Origin of the sequence: Rhizobium albus (assembly GCA_030160035.1) — a bacterium.
In the GTDB taxonomy this organism is placed as follows: Bacteria; Pseudomonadota; Alphaproteobacteria; order Rhizobiales; family Rhizobiaceae; genus Georhizobium; species Georhizobium albus.
Genome location: BSNO01000001.1, coordinates 1,104,319 through 1,125,001, shown reverse-complemented (window position 1 = coordinate 1,125,001; position 20,683 = coordinate 1,104,319). Strand labels below are relative to the sequence as shown.

Annotated in this window: 22 protein-coding genes; 4 read left to right on the top strand and 18 right to left on the bottom strand. The window is 61.9% G+C overall.

The genetic code is table 11. The features are described from left to right. Positions 1-3: 3 nt before the first annotated feature. Positions 4-627 carry a COG3650 family protein gene (locus QQL76_RS05370; RefSeq protein ID WP_499206696.1) on the bottom strand — a complete coding sequence of 208 codons (624 nt, stop codon included), beginning with the start codon at positions 625-627 and terminating at the stop codon, positions 4-6. A 385-nt stretch (positions 628-1,012) separates the two neighbouring features. Here QQL76_RS05370 and QQL76_RS05365 point away from each other — a divergent pair, with 385 nt between their 5' ends. After that, the gene (locus QQL76_RS05365) at positions 1,013-1,684 is read left to right on the top strand and encodes a hypothetical protein (RefSeq protein ID WP_499206695.1); all 672 of its coding nucleotides are present in this window, start codon (positions 1,013-1,015) and stop codon (positions 1,682-1,684) included. A gap of 165 nt (positions 1,685-1,849) precedes the next feature. Beyond that, a complete protein-coding gene (locus QQL76_RS05360) occupies positions 1,850-3,361 on the top strand; it encodes an SLC13 family permease (RefSeq protein ID WP_499206694.1) in 1,512 nt (503 codons plus the stop codon). An 80-nt stretch (positions 3,362-3,441) separates the two neighbouring features. On the opposite strand, the gene QQL76_RS05355 is transcribed toward QQL76_RS05360, so the two are convergent. Together QQL76_RS05355 and QQL76_RS05350 are read right to left on the bottom strand one after the other, a co-directional pair. After that, positions 3,442-4,398: an MBL fold metallo-hydrolase gene (locus QQL76_RS05355; protein WP_499206693.1), complete on the bottom strand. Its 957-nt coding sequence runs from the start codon at positions 4,396-4,398 to the stop codon at positions 3,442-3,444. Positions 4,399-4,407: 9 nt separating this feature from the next. After that, positions 4,408-4,836 carry an organic hydroperoxide resistance protein gene (locus QQL76_RS05350; RefSeq protein ID WP_499206692.1) on the bottom strand — a complete coding sequence of 143 codons (429 nt, stop codon included), beginning with the start codon at positions 4,834-4,836 and terminating at the stop codon, positions 4,408-4,410. Between the two features lie 129 nt (positions 4,837-4,965). On the opposite strand from QQL76_RS05350, the gene QQL76_RS05345 reads away from it, so the two are divergent. After that, complete coding sequence (locus QQL76_RS05345; protein ID WP_205665541.1) at positions 4,966-5,439, top strand: MarR family winged helix-turn-helix transcriptional regulator; 474 nt, start codon at positions 4,966-4,968, stop codon at positions 5,437-5,439. Positions 5,440-5,551: 112 nt separating this feature from the next. On the opposite strand, the gene ilvC is transcribed toward QQL76_RS05345, so the two are convergent. From ilvC to QQL76_RS05275, 14 genes are all read right to left on the bottom strand, one after another. Further along, a complete protein-coding gene (ilvC, locus tag QQL76_RS05340) occupies positions 5,552-6,571 on the bottom strand; it encodes a ketol-acid reductoisomerase (protein ID WP_126009567.1) in 1,020 nt (339 codons plus the stop codon). Positions 6,572-6,576: 5 nt separating this feature from the next. After that, complete coding sequence (locus tag QQL76_RS05335; RefSeq protein ID WP_499206691.1) at positions 6,577-7,251, bottom strand: TetR/AcrR family transcriptional regulator; 675 nt, start codon at positions 7,249-7,251, stop codon at positions 6,577-6,579. 96 nt (positions 7,252-7,347) lie between these two features. After that, complete coding sequence (gene hldE / locus QQL76_RS05330) at positions 7,348-8,775, bottom strand: bifunctional D-glycero-beta-D-manno-heptose-7-phosphate kinase/D-glycero-beta-D-manno-heptose 1-phosphate adenylyltransferase HldE (protein WP_499206690.1); 1,428 nt, start codon at positions 8,773-8,775, stop codon at positions 7,348-7,350. A gap of 57 nt (positions 8,776-8,832) precedes the next feature. Then, a complete protein-coding gene (rfaC, locus tag QQL76_RS05325; RefSeq protein WP_499206689.1) occupies positions 8,833-9,837 on the bottom strand; it encodes a glycosyltransferase family protein in 1,005 nt (334 codons plus the stop codon). After that, on the bottom strand, positions 9,834-10,877 hold the full coding sequence (gene waaF, locus QQL76_RS05320; RefSeq protein WP_499206688.1) for a glycosyltransferase family protein: 1,044 nt from the start codon (positions 10,875-10,877) through the stop codon (positions 9,834-9,836). Before waaF ends, rfaC begins: the two co-directional genes overlap by 4 nt. 140 nt (positions 10,878-11,017) lie before the next feature. Beyond that, complete coding sequence (locus QQL76_RS05315; protein ID WP_499206687.1) at positions 11,018-11,764, bottom strand: pyridoxine 5'-phosphate synthase; 747 nt, start codon at positions 11,762-11,764, stop codon at positions 11,018-11,020. Between the two features lie 87 nt (positions 11,765-11,851). Then, positions 11,852-12,979, bottom strand: coding sequence for an ATP-dependent DNA helicase (locus QQL76_RS05310; RefSeq protein WP_499206686.1), 1,128 nt, complete (start codon positions 12,977-12,979; stop codon positions 11,852-11,854). Positions 12,980-12,982: 3 nt separating this feature from the next. Continuing rightward, positions 12,983-13,372 (bottom strand): type II toxin-antitoxin system VapC family toxin, encoded by a 390-nt coding sequence (locus tag QQL76_RS05305; RefSeq protein WP_499206685.1) that lies wholly within the window; start codon positions 13,370-13,372, stop codon positions 12,983-12,985. Further along, positions 13,372-13,617 (bottom strand): type II toxin-antitoxin system VapB family antitoxin, encoded by a 246-nt coding sequence (locus tag QQL76_RS05300; RefSeq protein ID WP_499206684.1) that lies wholly within the window; start codon positions 13,615-13,617, stop codon positions 13,372-13,374. Before QQL76_RS05300 ends, QQL76_RS05305 begins: the two co-directional genes overlap by 1 nt. A 72-nt stretch (positions 13,618-13,689) precedes the next feature. After that, positions 13,690-14,283, bottom strand: a complete 594-nt coding sequence (locus tag QQL76_RS05295) for a LysE family translocator (RefSeq protein WP_499206683.1) — start codon at positions 14,281-14,283, stop codon at positions 13,690-13,692. Positions 14,284-14,384: 101 nt separating this feature from the next. Next, positions 14,385-14,954 (bottom strand): acetolactate synthase small subunit, encoded by a 570-nt coding sequence (gene ilvN / locus QQL76_RS05290; protein WP_499206682.1) that lies wholly within the window; start codon positions 14,952-14,954, stop codon positions 14,385-14,387. 14 nt (positions 14,955-14,968) lie between these two features. Beyond that, on the bottom strand, positions 14,969-15,364 hold the full coding sequence (locus tag QQL76_RS05285) for a type II toxin-antitoxin system VapC family toxin (RefSeq protein WP_499206681.1): 396 nt from the start codon (positions 15,362-15,364) through the stop codon (positions 14,969-14,971). Next, complete coding sequence (locus QQL76_RS05280; RefSeq protein ID WP_499206680.1) at positions 15,348-15,629, bottom strand: AbrB/MazE/SpoVT family DNA-binding domain-containing protein; 282 nt, start codon at positions 15,627-15,629, stop codon at positions 15,348-15,350. The genes QQL76_RS05285 and QQL76_RS05280 overlap by 17 nt, the downstream gene beginning before the upstream one ends. Positions 15,630-15,692: 63 nt before the next feature. Next, positions 15,693-17,516 carry an acetolactate synthase 3 large subunit gene (locus QQL76_RS05275; protein ID WP_126009544.1) on the bottom strand — a complete coding sequence of 608 codons (1,824 nt, stop codon included), beginning with the start codon at positions 17,514-17,516 and terminating at the stop codon, positions 15,693-15,695. Positions 17,517-17,850: 334 nt separating this feature from the next. Here QQL76_RS05275 and QQL76_RS05270 point away from each other — a divergent pair, with 334 nt between their 5' ends. Continuing rightward, on the top strand, positions 17,851-19,812 hold the full coding sequence (locus QQL76_RS05270) for an ATP-binding protein (protein WP_499207120.1): 1,962 nt from the start codon (positions 17,851-17,853) through the stop codon (positions 19,810-19,812). 60 nt (positions 19,813-19,872) lie between these two features. Here the strand turns inward: QQL76_RS05270 and QQL76_RS05265 are convergent, their stop codons facing one another. Beyond that, positions 19,873-20,652, bottom strand: coding sequence for a GGDEF domain-containing protein (locus tag QQL76_RS05265; protein WP_126009540.1), 780 nt, complete (start codon positions 20,650-20,652; stop codon positions 19,873-19,875). Between the last annotated feature and the right edge of the window lie 31 nt (positions 20,653-20,683).

Below are 20,683 nucleotides of genomic sequence, written 5' to 3'. Positions count from 1 at the left end.
CACTCAGTTCGGCGCTGCCGGCGCGATGGAGCAACAGCCGCTCAGACCCGTTGCCTGATCCCCGCTGTCGATCACGATTGTCGTCGAAAGCCCGAACATCCTGTCCGACATGCCATCCGAACAGGCTTGAGGCATCACCACCGCCGTCATCGACTGCGCCTGCCGCTCGCCCAGAATGATCCAATGCGGCGACGGGCTGTTCATGGCCCGCGTCACGTGTCGGATCGAAAACGGCGTACCGTCTGGGTTGTCTGGCGTGTTGTAGGTCATGGAGGTTCCCGCAGCCACCACCGACCAGAACGGCTCGGTCCCGAAGCATGCGAGCCGCTCCGGCAACACACCGGACTGCGGGGCGCCGGCTTCCCGCTCCAGAAACCGTGCCGCCACCCATCCGCTGGCCTCGACACTGTTGATCTGCAGCCAGTTGCCCTTTCGGCCGACAACTTCGATGCCAGCCGACTGCGGTGGAAGGCTGCCGATAATGTCGGCGCTCGATCGCGGCTCCAGCCGGATGTTGAGTTCGTCACCGGGTTCGACCCCCGTCACCGCGTAAAGCGCCGGAAGCGACTGATCGTCCGCGAGAACCTCCGCAACGCTTGGCACGGCGAGACACAGTGCGGCGAGCATCAACGATGGTGACGCAAGGTGAACTGGTCGGCGAAGGGAAGTTGGTATCATGGCGGCAAGTCTATCCACACGCAGCACCGCAGACAATGCGATGCTTCATCAGCCGAAGGTACCTGCCGCGATTGCGCCTGATTCTCGCCTCAATCGCCGATTTCTACGCCTTTAGTCCGCTGTGGCGCTGGCAAATACACCGACGAAAGTCCCCAGACTGAAGTCGGACATTCGAATATGTTAATGCACGAAATCCAATGTTTGAGCCCTTAAGAGGCTGAAACCACTTCGTTCTTTTTGTCAGCGGGATCCTGCCCGGATTTCGCACGTGTTCTGCCTCATCGCATCGCGACAATTGCTGCAATGCACAGGGGGATTATCACGGAGAAACAGAATGAACTTGGACAGCCTTTTACTGGCTTTGAGCGGCGATGTGGTGCTCGCCGTCAAGAATGCCACTCGTTTCGCGCATTTCATCGGTCTTGCCATTGGATTGGGCGCGGCCACCATGCTCGACCTCATGCTGCTTCGCTTTGTCGGGAGCCGCCGCATCACCTTCCACGACTGGCAGATGATCGATTTCGGCGCACGCCTGGTCAGCTTCGGTCTGATGCTGCTCTGGATCACCGGCATCGCTTTTCTCGTTCAGTACGCGTTCTTCGAACCGGCCAAGCTGATGAACGAGAAGATCTGGGCGAAATTGGCGATCGTTTCGATTCTGACTGCGAATGGCATGTTCATCCACTCGATCGTCATGCCCCGCATCCGTACGCAGATCGGCCAGACGCTCTTTGCGGGCATGGGTAAGGGTGCACGCAATGCCTTCGTCATCTCCGGAGCGATCTCGGCGACGTCATGGTATGCGCCGGTGGCGCTCGGCGCATTCTCGCAACTCAACAACACCGTGACGGCCATCGGCATTCTGGCCGCCTACGGGGTCGCTCTGGTGGCGATGACCCTGGCGATGCAGGTCGTCATGCGCATCGCCTCGCGGACTGCTCCGGCTGCACCCGCCTTCGCAATGGCACACCCGGACTACCAGATCCGGTTGACTTACGGCTCTTGAAGCAGCGAGCCCCGATCCCCCTGGGGTCGGGGCTTGTTGACCTAGCATGCGACGAAGTGGCGCTTTGTCCCCGGCAAAGGGTTGCCTCTCGCCGAAAAAGTCTGATTGAACCCCTGACCGTCTTCCCAAGACAGTAAGCGAAACGCTCAGGGATCAATTCAGCACATGTCACAGAACTCCAGCAATGCGGGACCGCGCGCGCCCCAGCCCCGGCCGGACACGTCCACGGAACCGGTACTGTCCCTCTTCAAGATTGGCTCCATCATAGCCGGACCGTTGCTCGCATTTCTCCTGCTGGCATTGCCCGCTCCCGAGGGCATGGCACCGGAAGCATGGCGCATGGTCGCTGTTGCGGCCTGGATGGTCATCTGGTGGCTGACCGAGGCGATCCCGATCCCCGCTACGGCGCTTGTGCCTCTGATTGCCATGCCGCTTTTCGCCATCGGCACCACAGCGGAAATCGCCCGCAGCTACGGCGACCCCATCGTATTTCTGTTCCTCGGCGGATTTCTTTTGGCCGGTGCGATGCAGAAAGTCGGCCTTCACCGCCGGCTTGCCCTGATGATCGTGGCAACCATTGGCACCTCGCCGCAAAAGATCATCCTCGGCTTCATGATCGCGACGGCGTTCCTGTCCATGTGGATTTCGAACACGGCCACGGCGGTCATGATGTTTGCCGTTGGCAAGTCGGTGATCGATTTCATCTCCGAGAAGACAGACGACGACACGATCATCCGCAATTTCGGCGTCGCGCTGATGCTGGCCATCGCCTACGCGGCCTCGATCGGCGGCGTCGGCACGCTGATCGGTACACCGCCGAACGCATTTCTCGCCAGCCTAATGCGCGACCAATACGACATCGAGATCAGCTTCTTCACCTGGATGCTGTTCGGCGTGCCGATCGTCCTCATCATGCTGCCGCTCGCATGGCTGCTTTTGACCCGCTTTCTCTTTCCCACTCACACGATCGCGATCGACGATGCCGGCGCCGGCATCCGCAAGGAATATCGCGCGCTGCCACCCATGAGCCGTGGCGAGAAGCTCGTCGGCGTTGTGTTCATGCTGGCTGCGCTCGCTTGGATCTTCCGCACGCTGCTTGCCGACATCACCGGTCTCGCACTGGACGACACCGTCATCGGCATTGCCGCTGCGCTGCTGCTGTTCGCCATTCCGGTGAGCCGCCGCACTGGCGAACGCACGCTCGATTGGGAGACCACGAAGAAGGTGCCGTGGGGTATCCTGCTCCTCTTCGGCGGCGGCCTGGCACTTGCCGGTGGCTTCGCCTCGACGGGCTTGGCGGAATGGATCGGCCAATCGGTCGGCGGTCTGGAGATCAGCGTCTTCATCCTGGTGCTCGTTCTGACCACGGCGATGATCTTCCTCACCGAAATCACGTCGAACACGGCATCCGCAGCCACGTTCCTGCCGATCCTCGGCGCCGTTGCCGTCGGCCTTGGACTTGATCCGCTGCTCTTGACCGTTCCGGTCGCCGTTGCCGCCAGCATGGCCTTCATGATGCCGGTCGCAACACCGCCGAATGCGATTGCGTTCTCCTACGACCGCATGCGCCTGACCGACATGATGCGCGCAGGAATCTGGATGAATATCCTCGCGATCATCCTGATCTATGGCCTCTTCCTGGCGCTGGGCCCCATCGTCTTCGGCCTGGAGCTCTGACTAATCCACGCGTCGCATGTAAAAAAGGGCCGCGCAACTGGGTTCCGCGGCCCTTTTCATGTGTTCAGACCTGAACGGGATCAGAGCGGGAACTGCCACTCCGCCTGCTGATAACGGAAGCGGTCACCGTCGGCGACGATGTAGCCGAAGCTCGGAAACGCCACATGGGTAGCGGCAACCAGTATGCCGTCGGCAGCGACACGATCGAACTGTGCGCGACGCGACTGCGCTGCAAGTGCAGCATCGGTGTCGAAGCCGAAGCCCACATCCGGGTAGGCGGTATGGATCGCGGCATTGTGGAGCGTATCACCGAGGATCAGCATTTCGTCGTCACCGCTGGCGATGTGCAACACCGAATGTCCCGGCGTGTGACCCGGTGCATGGATGAGCGTCAGGCCCGGCGCCACTTCGCCTGCCTGTACCTGCCGCGTGCGATCGGCGTAAGGCGTCAAAGACCGGCGCGCGCTTTCGAACAGGCCCTGCGCTGCTTCCGGCGCCTGCGACAGCATGCCGTCATCAAACCAGAAGCCGTATTCGTCTTCATGGATGACCACTTCGGCATTGGCGAAGACAGCGGCGCCGCTCCCATCTACGAGGCCCTCGACGTGGTCGATGTGGGCATGCGTGAGGATCACGCCGTCGATCTGATCCGGCGTGATGCCGGCTGCTTCAAGATTGGCCACCGTGCGGCCGAGATTGGGCCCGAAAGCCTGCGACGGCCCCGAACCCGCATCGATGAGCCAGGTGCCGGCATCGGAATTGACGACGAAGGTGTTGACCGCCGTCGGGATCGTCGTGCCCTGGCGCACCGAGGCCAGCGCCGCCTCGATGTCGGATGCGGGAACGCCGGAGAAGAGATCGGCGGTCAGCGCGGTGTAGCCATCGTTGATCGCCGTGATCTCGAAGGACCCGACCTTGCGGCGGACGACGCCGGGGACCTGTACGCCGGCAAGCGGCGAAAGGGCCCATGCAGGCAATGCCAGAGTGGAAGCGGCGGCAAGCGCCCCGAGGCCGAATGAACGTCTGGTGATATTCATGATCTGTCCCTACGCGCGGTTGACGGAAACGGAGATGTTGCCACGTGTGGCGTGCGAGTAAGGGCAGACAACGTGGGCTTTGGCAATCAGATCGTCGGCAACGGCGTCTTCGACGCCCGGCAGCGAAACGGTAAGCGCAACGTCCAGACCGAAACCGCCCTCGTCGGCGCGGGGACCAATGCCGACATCAGCGGTCACGTTGGCATCGGCCGGAACGGGGACTTTCTCTTTCGAGGCGACGAATTTCAAAGCGCCGAGGAAACATGCGGCATAGCCGGTGGCGAAAAGCTGCTCGGGATTGACCCCGTCGCCGCCCGCGCCGCCAAGCTCCTTGGGGGTGACCAGCTTGACGTCGACGGCACCATCCTTGGTGGCCGAGCGACCGTCGCGACCGCCGGTTGCGGTGGCCTGGGTGCGGTAGAGAACGTTGACCGACATTGCATATCTCCTCTGTTAAAAGTCGAACTCGCTTATATCGTGCACGATACAAATGACAATAGGATGTCGCTATCGATTGCGTTTTGCGCCGTATCGACCTAACTCAGGGGAACGCGAGCCGGACCAGCCATGTCACAGAACAATGCAGAAGCGCCCGAGACGATCGATCCACAGGCTATGCTGTGTTTCAATCTGTATGCGGTCAGCCATGCCTTCAATCGCTTCTACCAGCCGATTCTGGATCCGCTCGGCATCACCTACCCGCAATATCTCGTTCTTCTGGCGTTGCGCCATGAAGACAAGCGTGGCGTGGGATCGCTCGGCCGCGAATTGATGCTCGATACGAACACGCTCTCCCCGCTTCTCAAGCGCATGGAGATCGCGGGCCTCGTCGGCCGCACGCGCCAGGCCGACGACGAGCGCCGCGTACTGGTGCACTTGACCGAGCGTGGTCAGGAGATCGCTGCCCGCGCGGCTCAAATCCCCGATTGCATCCTGTCCTGTCTCGACATGCCCGAGAGCGACTTGCAGCAGGCGACGGAGATCGTCTCGCGGCTGCGCCGGATGCTCGCCGACATCGACCCACCGAAAACACCGGCCTGAGGCAGAGGCATCAGACAACGGCATTTGAGACGGAAAAAGGCCGCGGATTGCTCCGCGGCCGCCTCAGCAATTGTTCGGCGGCCGATTTAACGACCGCCCTCAAGGCAACGAATTAATTGCGTGCCTTGTCGACGAGCGCGTTCGACTTGATCCACGGCATCATGCCACGCAGCTTTTCACCGACTTCTTCGATCTGGTGGCTGTCGTTGACGCGGCGGATGCCCTTGAAGCGCGCGCCGCCCGAACGGTATTCCTGCATCCATTCCGACGTGAAGCGGCCGGATTGGATGTCCTTCAGCACGCGCTTCATCTCGGCCTTCGTCTCATCCGTGATGATGCGCGGACCGGTGACATACTCGCCCCACTCGGCGGTGTTGGAGATCGAGTAGTTCATGTTCGCGATGCCGCCCTCGTAGATCAGGTCGACGATGAGCTTCACTTCGTGCAGGCATTCGAAATAGGCCATTTCCGGTGCGTAGCCGGCTTCGACCAGCGTCTCGAAACCGGCGCGGATCAGTTCGACCAGACCGCCGCAGAGAACGACCTGCTCACCGAAGAGATCGGTTTCGCACTCTTCCTTGAAGTTCGTCTCGATGATGCCCGAGCGGCCGCCGCCGACGCCGCAGGCGTAGGACAGCGCGAGATCGAGCGCATTGCCCGATGGGTTCTGGTGAACGGCGACCAGGCACGGCACGCCGCCGCCCTTCTGGTACTCGCCACGAACCGTATGGCCGGGGCCCTTCGGCGCGACCATGAGAACGTCGACGCTCGACTTCGGCTCAATCAGGCCGAAATGCACGTTGAGGCCGTGCGCGAAGGCAATAGCAGCGCCATCGCGGATGTTACCGGCGATGTGGTCGCGGTAGATGTCGGCCTGCAGCTCGTCGGGCGTCGCCATCATCATCAGATCAGCCCACGCGGCAGCTTCAGCGACCGACTTGACCTGAAAGCCATCGGCTTCGGCTTTCTTGACCGTTGCGGAGCCTTCGCGCAGCGCGATCACGACGTTCTGTGCGCCGGAATCCTTGAGGTTCAGCGCATGTGCGCGGCCCTGGGATCCGTAGCCGATGATGGCGACGTTCTTCGACTTGATGAGATTGAGATCGGCGTCGCGATCGTAATAGACACGCATTGGGGTCATCCTTCCCTTGGTTGATCTTTGTGATTGGCAACCCTGCTCGCGGTTCCGAACAGGGCAAGAAACTGATCGACCGCCGAGGCGGCATCCCGCGCGATGCGATCTTCAGTCATGTCGATCCGATCGCCGAGCAGCAGCCGGATCTGAACGTCGCGGGCAACGAGCCCGAAAAAGGTCTGGAACGCGGCTTCGGCATCGGCAAAGGAGAGCAGGCCGCCTGCCCTTCCGGCCTCCAGCATCGGCTTCATGCGACGGCCGAGCGCGAAACGACCGTTTTCCAGCACGATCGCCCCAAGCCGGCTGCGCTCGGAGCCGGCATGGCTGATGGCCACGCGGTTCAAGGCAACGGATCGCGGGCCGGAGATGACCCGAAGCCAGCTTGCTGCGTAGTCAGTCAGGTGCATCTTGAGCGAAGAGGCGTCCAGACCGCCCGCCTCGGCATTGGCGATATGGACGCGCGAGGCCTGACGCTGCACGGCAGCCGTCAGCAGACCGTCCCGGTCGCCGAACCACTTGTAGAGCGTTTCCTTGGAGCAGCTTGCCCGGCGCGCGACGGCGGTCATGGTGACGGCGTCGCCGCTCTGGACGAGCAGCGCAAGCACGGCATCGAGCACGTCGCGTTGCCGCTCCGTCCAGTCCGCCTCCCGCTCCATAACCGCTGCCTGTTGCATCATCCTGCCGTACCGTACGTTACGGTTCGGCTCTAAGGCGCTACGGTTGGCGTGTCAAGCGGACGCCGACCATCACCCTCGAATTTTGGAGGAGAGCGCTTAGTCTTGGCCGCCCGAGCGACCGCGGATCGCCTCGACGATGGCCGTCGTCGAGCAATTGTCGAGATGAGACAGCACACGGACCTCGCCTCCATAGGCACGCACGATTTCGCCGCCGACCACTTGATCGAGCGAATAATCGCCGCCCTTAACCAGAATGTCGGGCCGCACCTTCTCGATCAGCGGCGTCGGCGTGTCGTCCTCGAAGGCGACGACCCAGTCGACCGATTCCAGCGCGCTTAACACGACCATGCGCCGATCGAGCGTGTTGACCGGACGCGACGGTCCCTTGAGCCGCTTGACCGAAGCATCGCTGTTGATCGCCACGACGAGACGGTCGCCGAGCGCGCGCGCCTGTTCGAGATAGCCGACATGACCCGCATGAAGGATGTCGAAACAGCCATTGGTGAAAACGATGCGCTCGCCCGCTACCTTCGCGTCGGCAATCGCCGCGACCAATTGCTCCTCGCTGACGGCGCCGCGATCGTGCTCGCGCTGCACGCTGATCGCACGGCGCAGTTCCGGGCCGCTGACAGCGGCAGTACCAAGCTTGCCGACCGCGATACCGGCAGCGACATTCGACAGGCCGACGGCAGCGACGAGGTCCTCGCCGGCGCCAAGTGCTGCGCCGATGGTCGAAATCACCGTGTCGCCTGCGCCGGTCACATCGTAGACCTCGCGCGCCTGCGTCGGGAAATGCACGGGCGCCTCGCCGCGCCTGAGCAAGGTCATTCCGCTCTTGCCGCGGGTAACCAGCAGTGCGCCGAGTTCGAGCTCTTCGACCAGCGCGCGCGCCTTTTCGAGCAGCACCTGCTCGCTGCCGCAATGGCCAACGACAGCCTCGAATTCCGCGAGATTGGGCTTGAGCAGCGAGGCGCCTCGATAACGCTCGAAATCGACGCCCTTTGGATCGACGAGCACGGAGCATCCCTTGGCTCGGGCGGCAGTGATGAGGGCCTGAATGTCGCTGAGCGTCCCCTTCCCATAGTCGGACAGGATGACCACCGAAGCGCTTTCCAAGGCATCGCCGAGCGCACCGGCGATCGCGGGAGCATGCACATCGTCAAACCTGTCTTCGAGATCGAGCCGGATCAGCTGCTGGTTGCGCGCGATGACGCGCAGCTTGACGATCGTGCGCTCTTTTTCCACGCCGATGAGCCGGCAGGCGACCCCGGCGGCCTCAAGTTGCCCGGCAAGCGCCTCGCCCGGCTCATCGCGACCGACAAGGCCGATGAGCGAAGCCGCGCCGCCGAGCGCCGCAACGTTGAGCGCCACATTGGCCGCCCCGCCCGGACGGTCTTCCGTCGCGGCGACGCGCACCGCCGGCACCGGCGCCTCCGGCGAGATCCGGGTTGTTTCGCCCATCCAGTAGCGATCGAGCATGACATCGCCAACAATGAGAACGCGGGCGCTGTCGAAGCGCGGCATGGAGAGTTGCATCTTGTAACCGTGACCTTGTTGGCGAATTCGCGCTGGCTGAGCGCTTTAACGCGCTTCTTCGCTCTTTAGAAGCCGATCGAGCGTGGACAGCACGATCTCCGGTGTCAGAGGAGCAAAGATTGCGGGATCGACGTCGCGACCCGAAGGCTGGAAATGTCGGGCTTCAAGGCAGACCTGTCGCTCGCCATAACCGCCGACAAGCCCCGGATCCGTCGGACCGAACAGCACGACATTGGGTCGCCCAAGCGCCGCTGCCAGATGGGAAAGACCCGTATCCACCGACACGATGCCCGCCGCCTGCGACAGGACCTGAGCAATGGTGGTGAGCGATGAGCGCGGCAGGACTTCGACCATCGGACCGGCCGATGCCAGCCGCTCCGCACGCGCTTGCTCCGCAGCATTCCCCCAGACCAGCTTGATCCGAAACCCTTCAGCAAGCGCAAGCGCGATCAGCTCCGCCCAGTAGACCTCCGGCCAGTGTTTCTCGTGGCGCGTGGTGCCGTGCAGGAAGACGAGATAGGGCACACCCTCGGCAGCCGCACTGGTCGGCACTTCTATGCCGTAGCGCCCGCGCCCCTCCGGCATCCTGTAGCCGATGGCGCCAGCAAAGAGACGTCGCGTCCGGTCGACTGCATGGACGCCCTTCGGGACTACAATTCCTCGGTCGTAAAAGAGCGCTGCCGCCGGTTCGCGTGCCGACGCCCTGTCCATGCCGAACCGCTTGCCTTTTGCCAGCCTTGTGGCGAGCAGCGTGCTTTTCAGCAAGCCTTGAGCGTCGATGACGGCGTCGTAGCGCTCGGCAGCCAGCGCAGTGCGATAGCGTCCCCATTCGCCCGAACTCAACGCTTTCAGCGGAGCCTTGCGCCAACGCCTGATAGCGACCGGGATGACCTTTCGAACGCTCGGGTGCCAGGCCGGGACTTCAGCGAAAGCCTCCTCGACGACCCAATCGAACACGATCCCCGGCAACGCCTCCGCTGCATCGGTGAGCGCCGGGAGCGTATGGATCACATCGCCCATCGAGGATGTCTTGACGACGAGCACCTTCATGAGGCGGCGGCCGATCGATTGGGCAGCGCGGCAAGCACCCTGTCCGCGCCGAGTTCGCGCATGCATCTGTGATGGCCGAGCGGACATTCACGCTTGAAGCACGGGCTGCATTCGATGCCGAGTTGCACAGTGCTGGCCCGCGAACTCAGGGGCGGGGTGAAAAACGGCGAGGTCGAGCCGTAGACCGCAACAAGCGGCCGATCGAGCGCAGCAGCAACATGCATGAGCCCGGAATCGTTGGAGATGACGGCATCCGCAAGGCCGAGCAGATCGATCGCCTGTCCGAGCGTCGTCGCGCCGGCAAGGTTGAAGATCTGCGCGCGCAAGTGTTCCGGCACGGTGGCAATCACCGCCTCACCGACGGCCCGGTCTTTCGCCGAGCCGAAGATCCACACCTGATGGCCCTCTTCCAGCAACCGTGTTGCAGTCTCCGCATAATGCGTTTCGGGCCAGCGCTTCGACGGTCCGAATTCGGCGCCGGGGCAGAGCGCCAGCACGGGCCTCTCGACGGCGAGGCCGAATTGGGCGAGTGCGGCAGCCGGATCTTGCCGGACCAATCGAGGCTCCGGATGCGGCGCGGGAAAATCGGTCGCAGCGCCGATGCGATCCTTGTCGAAAGCGAGCGCATTGAACCGGTCGACCATCAGCGGCAAGGCCGCCTTGTCCAGCCTGCGCATGTCGTTGATCAGGCCATAGCGGCTTTCGCCCCGCCAGCCGGTACGCACCGGGATGCCGGCGAAGAACGGTACGAGCGCGGACTTCAGCGAATTCGGCAGCAGGATCGCCTGATCGTAAGCTTCCTGCGCAAGCGTGCGGCCAAGCTTGAAGCGCGCGCCGACACCGAGCTGGCCATGGGCGAGATCCATGCCGATCGATCGGTCGACTTCGGGCATCCGCGCCAGGAGCGGCTCGCTCCATTTTGGCGCAGCGACATGAAGCTCGACGCCTGGCCGCGTGGCCTTCAGCGTCATGAACAGGCTCTGCGCCATCACCATGTCCCCGACCCAGGCGGGGCCTATGATCAGGATCTTTTCGGGCATGAGCGTTCGGTTCTCCGGCGTCCCGGGCAAAGGACCGGCGACCAGGATGAGGCCGCTGGACCGCAGCCCGCACCGAGTGCAGGCTTTCGTCGGCGCCTCATAGCATTTGGCAGGCGTGAGGCAAATCGAAGCCTTTTCGGCTAGCCCCGGCAAGCCTCAACGAAGCGGCGCACGGTTTCCTTCATGCCGTATTCCAGCGCATCCGCGGTAAGACCGTGACCGATGGAGACCTCGGCCAGATGGGGAATGCGCCGCACAAGAGGCGGCAGGTTGGCGACCGTCAGATCATGCCCGGCATTGACACCGAGGCCGAGCGCCCTCGCCGCATCAGCAGTTTTTCCGAGCAGTTCCAATTCCTTGGCCGCTCGATCGGAATCATCGTGGCAGCCGCCATAAGGCCCCGTATAGAGCTCGATACGCGCCGCTCCGGTCGACTTCGCCAACGCAACATTCTCCTCATCGCCATCGCCATCGGCAAAGAGCGAAACCCGCATGCCCTTGCGATTCAATCTCTCCACGATCGGCGCCAAATCATTGTGCAGCTTGCGAAAATCCCAACCGTGATCGGACGTCGCCTGGCTCGGATCATCCGGCACCAGCGTCACCTGCTCCGGCTCGATCCGCTCGACCAAATCAAGAAACTCGTCGGTCGGATAGCCTTCGATATTGAACTCGGCTTCCGGAAACTCGTCATCGATCAGCGCGCGCAGATCCGGCAGATCGGAAAAACGGATGTGGCGTTGGTCGGGACGCGGATGAACCGTCAGCCCATGCGCCCCGGCCTGAAGCGCGATGCGACCGAGATGCGTGACGCTCGGCCAAGGCAGATCACGCCGGTTGCGCAACATCGCGACGGCGTTGAGATTGACCGAAAGCTTGGTGGACATGGGCTGCTCCGCTACTCGTGATGCCTCACATATGACCCTCGACGGCCTGCGGCAACCCGGCGCCGGTGTCGCAACCCGGCGCTCCCGTCACCGCACGATCGTCAGGCGTTCCGCTGCCCGGGTGATCGCCGTGTAAAGCCAGCGCTCGCGGGTTTCGCGGAAGGCGAAGCTTTCGTCGAACAGCACGACGTTGTTCCACTGCGAGCCCTGCGCCTTGTGCACCGTCAGCGCATAGCCATAGTCAAAATCGTCGAAACGCTTCTTCGTCGACCAGGGGATGTCCGCGTCGGGATCCTCAAAGGCTGCCTTGAGGAGCCGGATCTTGGCGGAGCCACGATCCATATCGTCGTCTTCCGGCTTGATGAGGAGATTGATGCCGGGCTTGGTCGTCTCCTTCGACGACGTCATCACAGCCCAGAGCGACCCGTTGAGCAAGCCCTTGGCCTGGTCGTTGCGCAGGCAGACGAGCTTGTCGCCCGATTGCGGATGGGCCGCCGTGAAGCCCTTCAGCTCCCGGAGTCGCTGATTGTATCGCCGCCGCGTCCGGTTGACGCCGAGCAGCACTTGGTCGGCCTCAAGCACGAGATCCGTCGTCACATCGGATTTCGAGATGATCTGCGCGCTACCCCAGTCGCCATGCATCAGCTCGCGGCCTTCGCGCACATGCATGGCGAGCGTGATGATCGGGTTGTCGCGCGCCTGCCGGTGAATTTCCGTCAGCAGAAAATCCGGCTCGTGATCGGTGAAGAACCCGCCCCCGGTAATCGGCGGCAACTGGCCGGGATCGCCGAGAACGAGGATCGGCACGCCGAAGCTCATCAGATCCTTGCCGAGCGCCTCGTCGACCATCGAACATTCGTCCACCACGATCAGCGCGCATTTCGCGATCGGGCTTTGCCGGTTGATGGAAAACATCGGCGAGATCGAGGTCTTGCCAGTCTCTTCGTTCTCGACTTCTTCCTCGCCGCGGGGCCGATAGATCAAGGAGTGGATGGTCTTGGCATTGGAAGCGCCGCGCGAGCGCAGCACCTGCGCGGCCTTGCCGGTAAACGCGGCAAACTGCACGTCGCCATCCACATGCTCGGCGAAATGGCGTGCGAGCGTCGTCTTCCCGGTGCCGGCATACCCAAAGAGCCGGAAGATCGGCGAGCGGCCTTCCTTCAGCCAGCGCGCGACGGCCTTGAGGGCCTCCTCCTGTTGGGGTGCAAATTCCATCGATCAAGCAAGATCGGTCTGGGCGAAATCATCACCCTTGTAGAGCAGCGGCAGCCCCGCCCGCTTGGCCATCGCATAAGAAAAGCAATCGCCCATGTTCAGCCGGGCGGGATGGCCAGAGCCTTTTCCAAAACGGCCATGGGCATTCACCAATCCGGGCAACAAGGAACGATCGACGCTCTCGATGCTCATATTCAGCTGGCTCACAAATTCATCCACCATGGCGTTGGCTGTTTCAAGTCCACCGAGCCGTTTGGAAAGGGCGAGAACAGCCTCGAACAGAGCAACCGGCGAACTTACGCAGGTTGCGGCTTGATCGAGCCGCGCTACAAACTCGTCTCGATCCGGTTCGTTGCCCAGTATGGCGACGATGACCGACGCATCCACAAACATCAGTCGTCCTCCTGGCCCCACAGCTCATCATAAAATGCCTTGTCCGGCTCCGGGCCCGTCTTCGGCAGGGCATCGATCTCGTCGAAGAGCGGCTTCAAACGTTCCATGAGGGGAATTTTCTGACGCTCCCGCTTCAGCTCGTTTTCGACGGCCTCGCGCACAGCCTCGGTGATGCCGATGCCGCGCTTGGTCGCCAACTCCCGCACGAGCTGATCGGTCTTCGGATCGCGGATGTGAAAAGCCATGGCGCTGCCCTTCGTCTAGACGTTCAGCACTATCATCTAGCTAAAAAGAACACAAGAAGAACGATTTTGCGGCTATCGCAGCATCGGCCAGATCGAAAAGGCGAGCAGGATGCCCATGGAAATGTTGAACCACTTCAGGCGGACAGGGTCGGACAGGAATTGCCGCAGCATCTGGCCGAACGCAGTCCACGCCGTCACGCTTGGCACGCTGACGAGTGAAAATACGAATACGACGATCAGCATCGAGAGAAAAGGCGCTTCGATCGTCGTGTAAACGGCGACGCCGGAGACCGAGGCGACCCAGGCCTTCGGGTTGACCCACTGGAAGGCCGCAGCCTGCAGGAAGGTGAGCGGCTTGGCGGAACCATCGGCCGTCGCCACGGTGCGGCTGGATGCGATCTTCCACGCCAGATAGCACAGATAGCCGACGCCCGCGATTTTCAGTGCCGTGTGCAGCCAAGGGAAGATGGTCAGCAGCGTGCCGAGCCCGAGGCCGACCGCCATGATCAGGACCATGAAGCCGACGCAGACCCCGAGCATGTGCGGGATCGTGCGGCGAAAGCCGAAATTGACGCCCGAGGCCATGAGCATGATGTTGTTCGGCCCGGGCGTCATGGACGAGACGAATGCGAAGGTGGAAAGCGCTATGAACGTCTCGATCGGCATGTCGGCTCCCTGAAAGCGCAAGGCCTAACGCCCCCTCGCCTCCCACGTCCAATTCCAAGCGGTGAAGCAGCAATCACCTTCCGTGATCGCTGCACCACATCTCAATCGTCCAGACCACGGTTCATTGCCGCGATGCCGGTCCGGCAGACTTCCATCAGCCCGAGCGGCCGCATGATGGCGATGAACTGCTCGATCTTCGAAACGCGCCCGGTGATCTCGAAGATGAAGTGCTCGATATTGGCGTCGATGACACGCGCGCGGAACGCATCGGCAAGGCGCAGCGCCTCCATGCGGTCCTGCTCGCGCCCACGCACCTTCAGAAGCGCCAATTCGCGCTCCAGCGGTTTGTCATGGCCGAGTTCGCGTGCCCGTACCGTCAGGTCCCTGACGCCGTGGACCGGCACGATGCGCTCGAGCTGCGACTTGATCTGCTCCAGCACGTGCGGCGTGCCGCGCGTCACGATCGTGATGCGCGACAGATGGGCCTCATGCTCGGTTTCCGAAACCGTCAGGCTTTCGATGTTGTAGCCCCGGCCGGAAAAGAGCCCGATGACGCGCGCGAGAACGCCCGGTTCGTTGTCCACCAGCACCGAAAGCGTGTGGGTCTCAACCGCCTCGGTCTCCTTTTGGATGAAATAGGCCGAGCCGGTGGGTTGCTGCTGTGCGTTCATCAAACTCTCTCGTCTTAAGGTTTTCTGACCGAAATGTCCGACGATACTGTCGGTGCCTTCCTAATCAGTCTTGCATCGTATGTAATGAAATCGGTGCAGCCCCTTGCGGAAAACAGGTGCATTGCGTCGGCGAAATCCAATCCCAATCGGTGCGCCAGAATTGCCCGCGCCACGATCTCGCGATCTGCGAAACGCGCGTTGCTGGAGGCCAGGAGACCGGTCAGCAGCGCATTGATCACGTCACGACCAAGCTGGAAGACGCTTCTCAAAAGCCATTCCGTCTCCAGCAACACCGTGTCCGCAACGTAATGCACGTTCTGCAAAAGGCAGAGCCGGGCCTGTTCCGATTGCGGCGTCTCGTCATCGACGATAGCGCGCACCAGAACATTGGTATCAACGGCGAGTGTCATCGAACCGCCGTCTGGCCTCAGCCATCATAGCCTCATCGATTTCAGCATCGGTCGGAAAGGGCCGGTCGATTCTGATCCTTTTGGAAAGAAACTCCTCCGTTGTGATCGGAGGAAAGGCTTCGTCCAGCCAAGATTTCGCCGTCAGCGTCACCTGACCACCAATATCGGCAACCTGCAGCTTTGTACCGGCGCGCCAGCCATACTTGTCTCTCAACTCTTTCGGCAGGACCACCTGGCCTTTGCTGGAGACCGTGATCTCAGTCATGGCACCCTCTCGGTAAGACGATGTAAGACATAGCAGCCGATTGACGGGCTTTCAACCGCAGCATCACACCAACGAGCGCCCTTCCGCGCTGATGGCATTGGCGACGGCCTCGTCGGTGGCTTCGTCCGGCAGAAGCATTTCGTTGTGCGGCTTGCCTGAAGGGATCATCGGGAAGCAGTTGGCGAGGTTGGCAACGCGGCAATCGAAGATGACCGGGCGCTTCACGTCGATCATCTCCTGGATCTTGTCGTCGAGTTCCGCCGGCTTCTCAGCCCGGATGCCGACGCCGCCATACGCCTCGGCAAGCTTCACGAAGTCCGGCAGCGCCTCGGTATAGGAGTTGGACAGGCGGTTGCCATGCAGCAGCTGCTGCCACTGGCGCACCATGCCCATATACTGATTGTTCAGGATGAAGATCTTGATCGGCGCATTGTACTGCACCGCGCAGGACATTTCCTGCATCGTCATCAGAACCGAGGCATCGCCGGCGATGTCGATGACGAGCGCATCCGGATGCGCGATCTGCACGCCGAGCGCTGCCGGCAGGCCGTAGCCCATGGTGCCGAGGCCACCCGACGTCATCCACCGGTTCGGCTTCTCGAAGCCATAGAACTGTGCCGCCCACATCTGGTGCTGACCGACTTCGGTGGTGATGTAGGTGTCGTGGCTCTTCGTCAGCTCATAGAGGCGCTGAACCGCATATTGCGGCATGATCACGTCGCTGTTCGGCTTGTAGGCCAACGAGTTGCGCGCGCGCCACTTCGTGATCTGCGTCCACCACGACTTCATGGCCTCCGGGTCGTTCTTCTTGGAAGACGCCCGCCACAGCCGCACCATGTCTTCGAGAACAAGCCCGACATCCCCAAGGATCGGGATGTCGACATGGACGTTCTTGTTGATCGACGAAGGGTCGATATCGATGTGGATCTTCTTGGAGTTCGGCGCGAATGCATCGAGCCGGCCGGTGATACGGTCGTCGAACCGGGCACCGACGCAGACCATGACATCGCAGTCATGCATCGCCATGTTGGCTTCGTAGGTGCCGTGCATGCCGAGCATGCCCATCCAGTTCTCTCCGGAAGCGGGATAGGAGCCGAGCCCCATCAGCGTCGACGTGATCGGGAAATTGGTCAGCTTGACCAGTTCGCGCAGGAGATGGCTGGCTTCCGGACCCGAATTGACGACACCGCCGCCCGTGTAGAGCATTGGCTTCTTGGCTGAGGCCATCAATTCGATCGCCGCCTTGATCTGGTTCAGATCGCCCTGGATGCGCGGCTTGTAGCTCTTCTGCTCGATGACAGGCGAAGGCGCGTGGTAGGTGCCCTTGGCGAACTGGACGTCCTTCGGGATGTCGACGACGACCGGGCCGGGGCGGCCGGTCTTGGCGATGCGGAACGCCTCGTGAAGGACCTTGGCAAGCTCGTTGACGTCTTTGACCAGCCAGTTGTGCTTGGTGCAGGGACGCGTGATGCCAACCGTATCGCATTCCTGGAAAGCGTCCGAACCGATCAGCGTGGTCGGAACCTGGCCGGTGATGCAGACGAGCGGGATCGAATCCATCAGCGCATCCTGAAGCGGCGTCACCGCATTCGTCGCACCCGGACCCGACGTGACCAGCATGACGCCGACCTTGCCGGTCGATCGCGCGTAGCCTTCAGCCGCATGGCCGGCACCCTGCTCGTGACGCACCAGAATGTGCTGAACGTCGTCCTGCTGGAAGATCTCGTCGTAGATCGGGAGGACGGCACCACCCGGATAACCGAAGATGTGCTCGACACCGTTATCGCGCAGCGCCTGCAGCACGATTTCCGCACCGGTCATCTCCTGGCCTGCCGCATCCTGTCGCCGTGTCGCCTGCGCCGGCGCGTCCTTGGTCGTTACGTTCATGGGTCTCGCTCCCGTCCTGTCGTCTGCGTCCGCTTCACCGCCCGCATCCGGGCATAAAAAAAGGCCCCTTGAGGAGCCTCGTTTGCGCATGGGTGGCTGTCGCCGGGTGGTTACACCACCCTGCCCATGCGCCTTCCCACCACGATAAGAATATGTCTGATCATGACCGTCTCGTAACCGTAAACTGCGCGACCGTCAACTGAACGCCGCGGATTTCAAATTGAGACATGCATTCTGTACGAATCGGCACAACCAAATCTTAACAGCCCGTTGTTAGGCTTGCAGTCTTTCGAAGTGGTTGCGGGGCACGATGGATCTCAGTCACACACCCCGGATGGAAGATGCCGCGCTCAAGGATCGACGAGGGCGCGGTGATCCCCGAGAACGAATGCTCGGCCGCGTCGTCTCGTGCAATGGCGCCCGAGCCACGATTTCCGCCATAGCAGAAAACGGCGAAGTCGCGCTAGCGGAACTCTGGTCGGTCGGTCGGCTGATCTCCATCAGCGTTGGCGAAAGCCGCATCGTCGCGCTTGTCTACTCCATGAATTCGCCTGCGGAATGCTGGCAGGCGGACGCCGACAACGTTCTCCATTTCGAAGTCGAACTCGTCGGCGAGATTCGCAACGGCTCCGATCACAAGCCGATCTTCATGGCCGGCATCTCCAACTATCCGTATCTCGGCGCGATCGCTCACCGCATCCGTGCTGCCGATCTTGCGGCAATCTATGACAGCGGCCGGAGCGACAGCGTTGTCATCGGCAAGCTGACCCAGGACGAGACGATGGACGCGGCAGTCCACGTGCCCTCACTTCTCAACCGCCATTTCGCGGTCGTCGGCACCACGGGCGTCGGCAAGTCCTCCGCCGTGTCACTGCTGTTGACCAAAGCGATCGAGACGACGCCCGATCTGCGTGTTCTCATTCTCGATCCGCACAATGAGTTCGCCGCAGCGTTCCCCGATACGTCGATCGTCATCGACACCGAGACGCTGGACCTGCCCTTTTGGCTGTTCCGGCTTGATGAATTTACCGAGGTTCTCTTCCGCGGCCGTCCTGGCATTCCGGAGGAAATGGATTTTCTCCGCGAACTCATTCCCGATGCCAAGCGCGCCTTCCGCGGCGGCCCGGACAATGGCCTCTTCCGCCGCGCGACGGACCGCTCGTCGCTGACCGCCGATACGCCTGTGCCCTACCGCATGGCCGATCTTCTCGCGCTGATCGACGAGCGCATAGGGCGGCTTGAAGGTCGAGGCGACAAACCGCACCTGCGTTCGTTGAAGATGCGCATCATGTCGGCGATCAACGATCCGCGCTTTCACTTCATGTTCTCCACCAACACGATCAACGACACGATCGTGGAGACGATGAGCCACATTTTCCGTATACCGGGAAATGGCCGGCCGATCAGTTGCTTCCAGCTCGCCGGCATTCCCTCGGAGGTCGTGAATTCCGTCGCCTCTGTTCTTTGCCGCATGGCCTTCGAAATCGCGCTCTGGAGCGATGGCGGCATACGCATCCTGGTCCTGTGCGAAGAAGCCCACCGCTACGTGCCGGCCGACCCCAATCTGGGCTTCGTGCCGACCCGCCAAGCGATCTCCCGCATTGCCAAGGAAGGCCGCAAATATGGCGTCAGCCTCGGCGTCGTGACGCAGCGTCCGGGCGAGCTCGACCCGACGATCCTGTCGCAGTGCTCCACCGTCTTCGCAATGCGTCTTGCCAATGATCGCGACCAGGAAATCATTCGCTCGGCCATTGCCGATTCCTCGTCGTCGACAACGAGCTTTCTCTCCTCGATCGGCAATCGCGAGGCGATCGCGTTCGGTGAGGCTGTGGCCGTGCCGATGCGCATGATCTTCGAGCGCATTCCGGAACGCAGCCTGCCCAAGGCCAACGGCTCGACCAAATCTAAGGATGGGCAAGAAGCCGAACTCGATCTGCGCACGATCGTTCAGCGCATGCGCAACCTGCCGACCAATGAGGCAGCCGGCCTGGCGGGTGCCCCGGTGCCCGAGTTCTTGCCCCAGGCCGGCGAGCCGGCGGCCTATGCCGGCAGCCGGATGAGCCAGCCCGGCGACGATGCGTATGGCACGGCCCGCGCGGCTCCATCGCCCGCGATTCACCACCATCCCGAAGCGCAACGACCGGCGCCATCGCTGATGGATGACTCTCGCTACCGGGAACCGCAGCCTTCATTGGGCTCGCAGGATCCGGAAACCGCACCGCCAAGACCGACAAGCGGAGGCAGTTCGCTGCGTGCGCAATTGCTGAAGAAGCCGCTGAGCTCTCTGCGCAAATAGGTCGATCGAGGCAGGACGAAACCTGCCTCGCGCTGCACCATCATATATATTCTAAGAAGATCAGGCGCAGACGCGGTTGCGGCCCTGCCGCTTGGCTTCGTAAAGCTGCGCATCGGCGCGCTTGTAGAGATGCTCGCCGCTTTCCTGGCCATCCCACAATGCGACGCCGGCACTGACCGTAATGCGCAGGGTCACGTTTCCAGTGCCGACCTTCAGCGACCCGATCGCGGTGCGGACACGATCCGCAAGGCCGTAGAGCTGGCTTGAATTGACGTTCGGCGACAGGATAGCGAACTCTTCACCGCCGAGCCTGGCGACCACATCATGGTAGCGCGTGAAATCGGCGAGACATGCCGCAATCTGGCGCAGGACCTCGTCGCCCACATCATGGCCATGGGTGTCATTCACCTGCTTGAAATGGTCGATGTCGAGCAGGATCATGCCCATCGGCTTTTCAATATCGCGAAACGCCAAGAGGTACTCATTGAGGGCGTCATCGAAATAGCGGCGATTGTAGAGGCCGGTCAGCGGATCCGTGACCGCCGCATATTCCAGCGTTTGCGACCGCGCGCTGAGAGACGCCGTCATCCGGCGCAGTTCACCTTGCTCGCGCAGGCCGTGCCAGATCATTGGATAGACGAGAAAAACACCGCAAACGATTGCCAGGCCTGCAAAGACGGCGCTGAGGAACGTGAACCGGTAAATCAGGTCGATGTCCGCAATGCGCGCCTGTGCAACGAAAGAATCCACATGCCGAAACGCGCTCCAGCTGAAAAACCCGGTCAATCCAATCAGGATGACCAGGAAAAAGAACAGCAGCTCTGCCTTGTGCAGACGCATCGGCCTAACGGACCCTCTCGTGCCAGCGCTT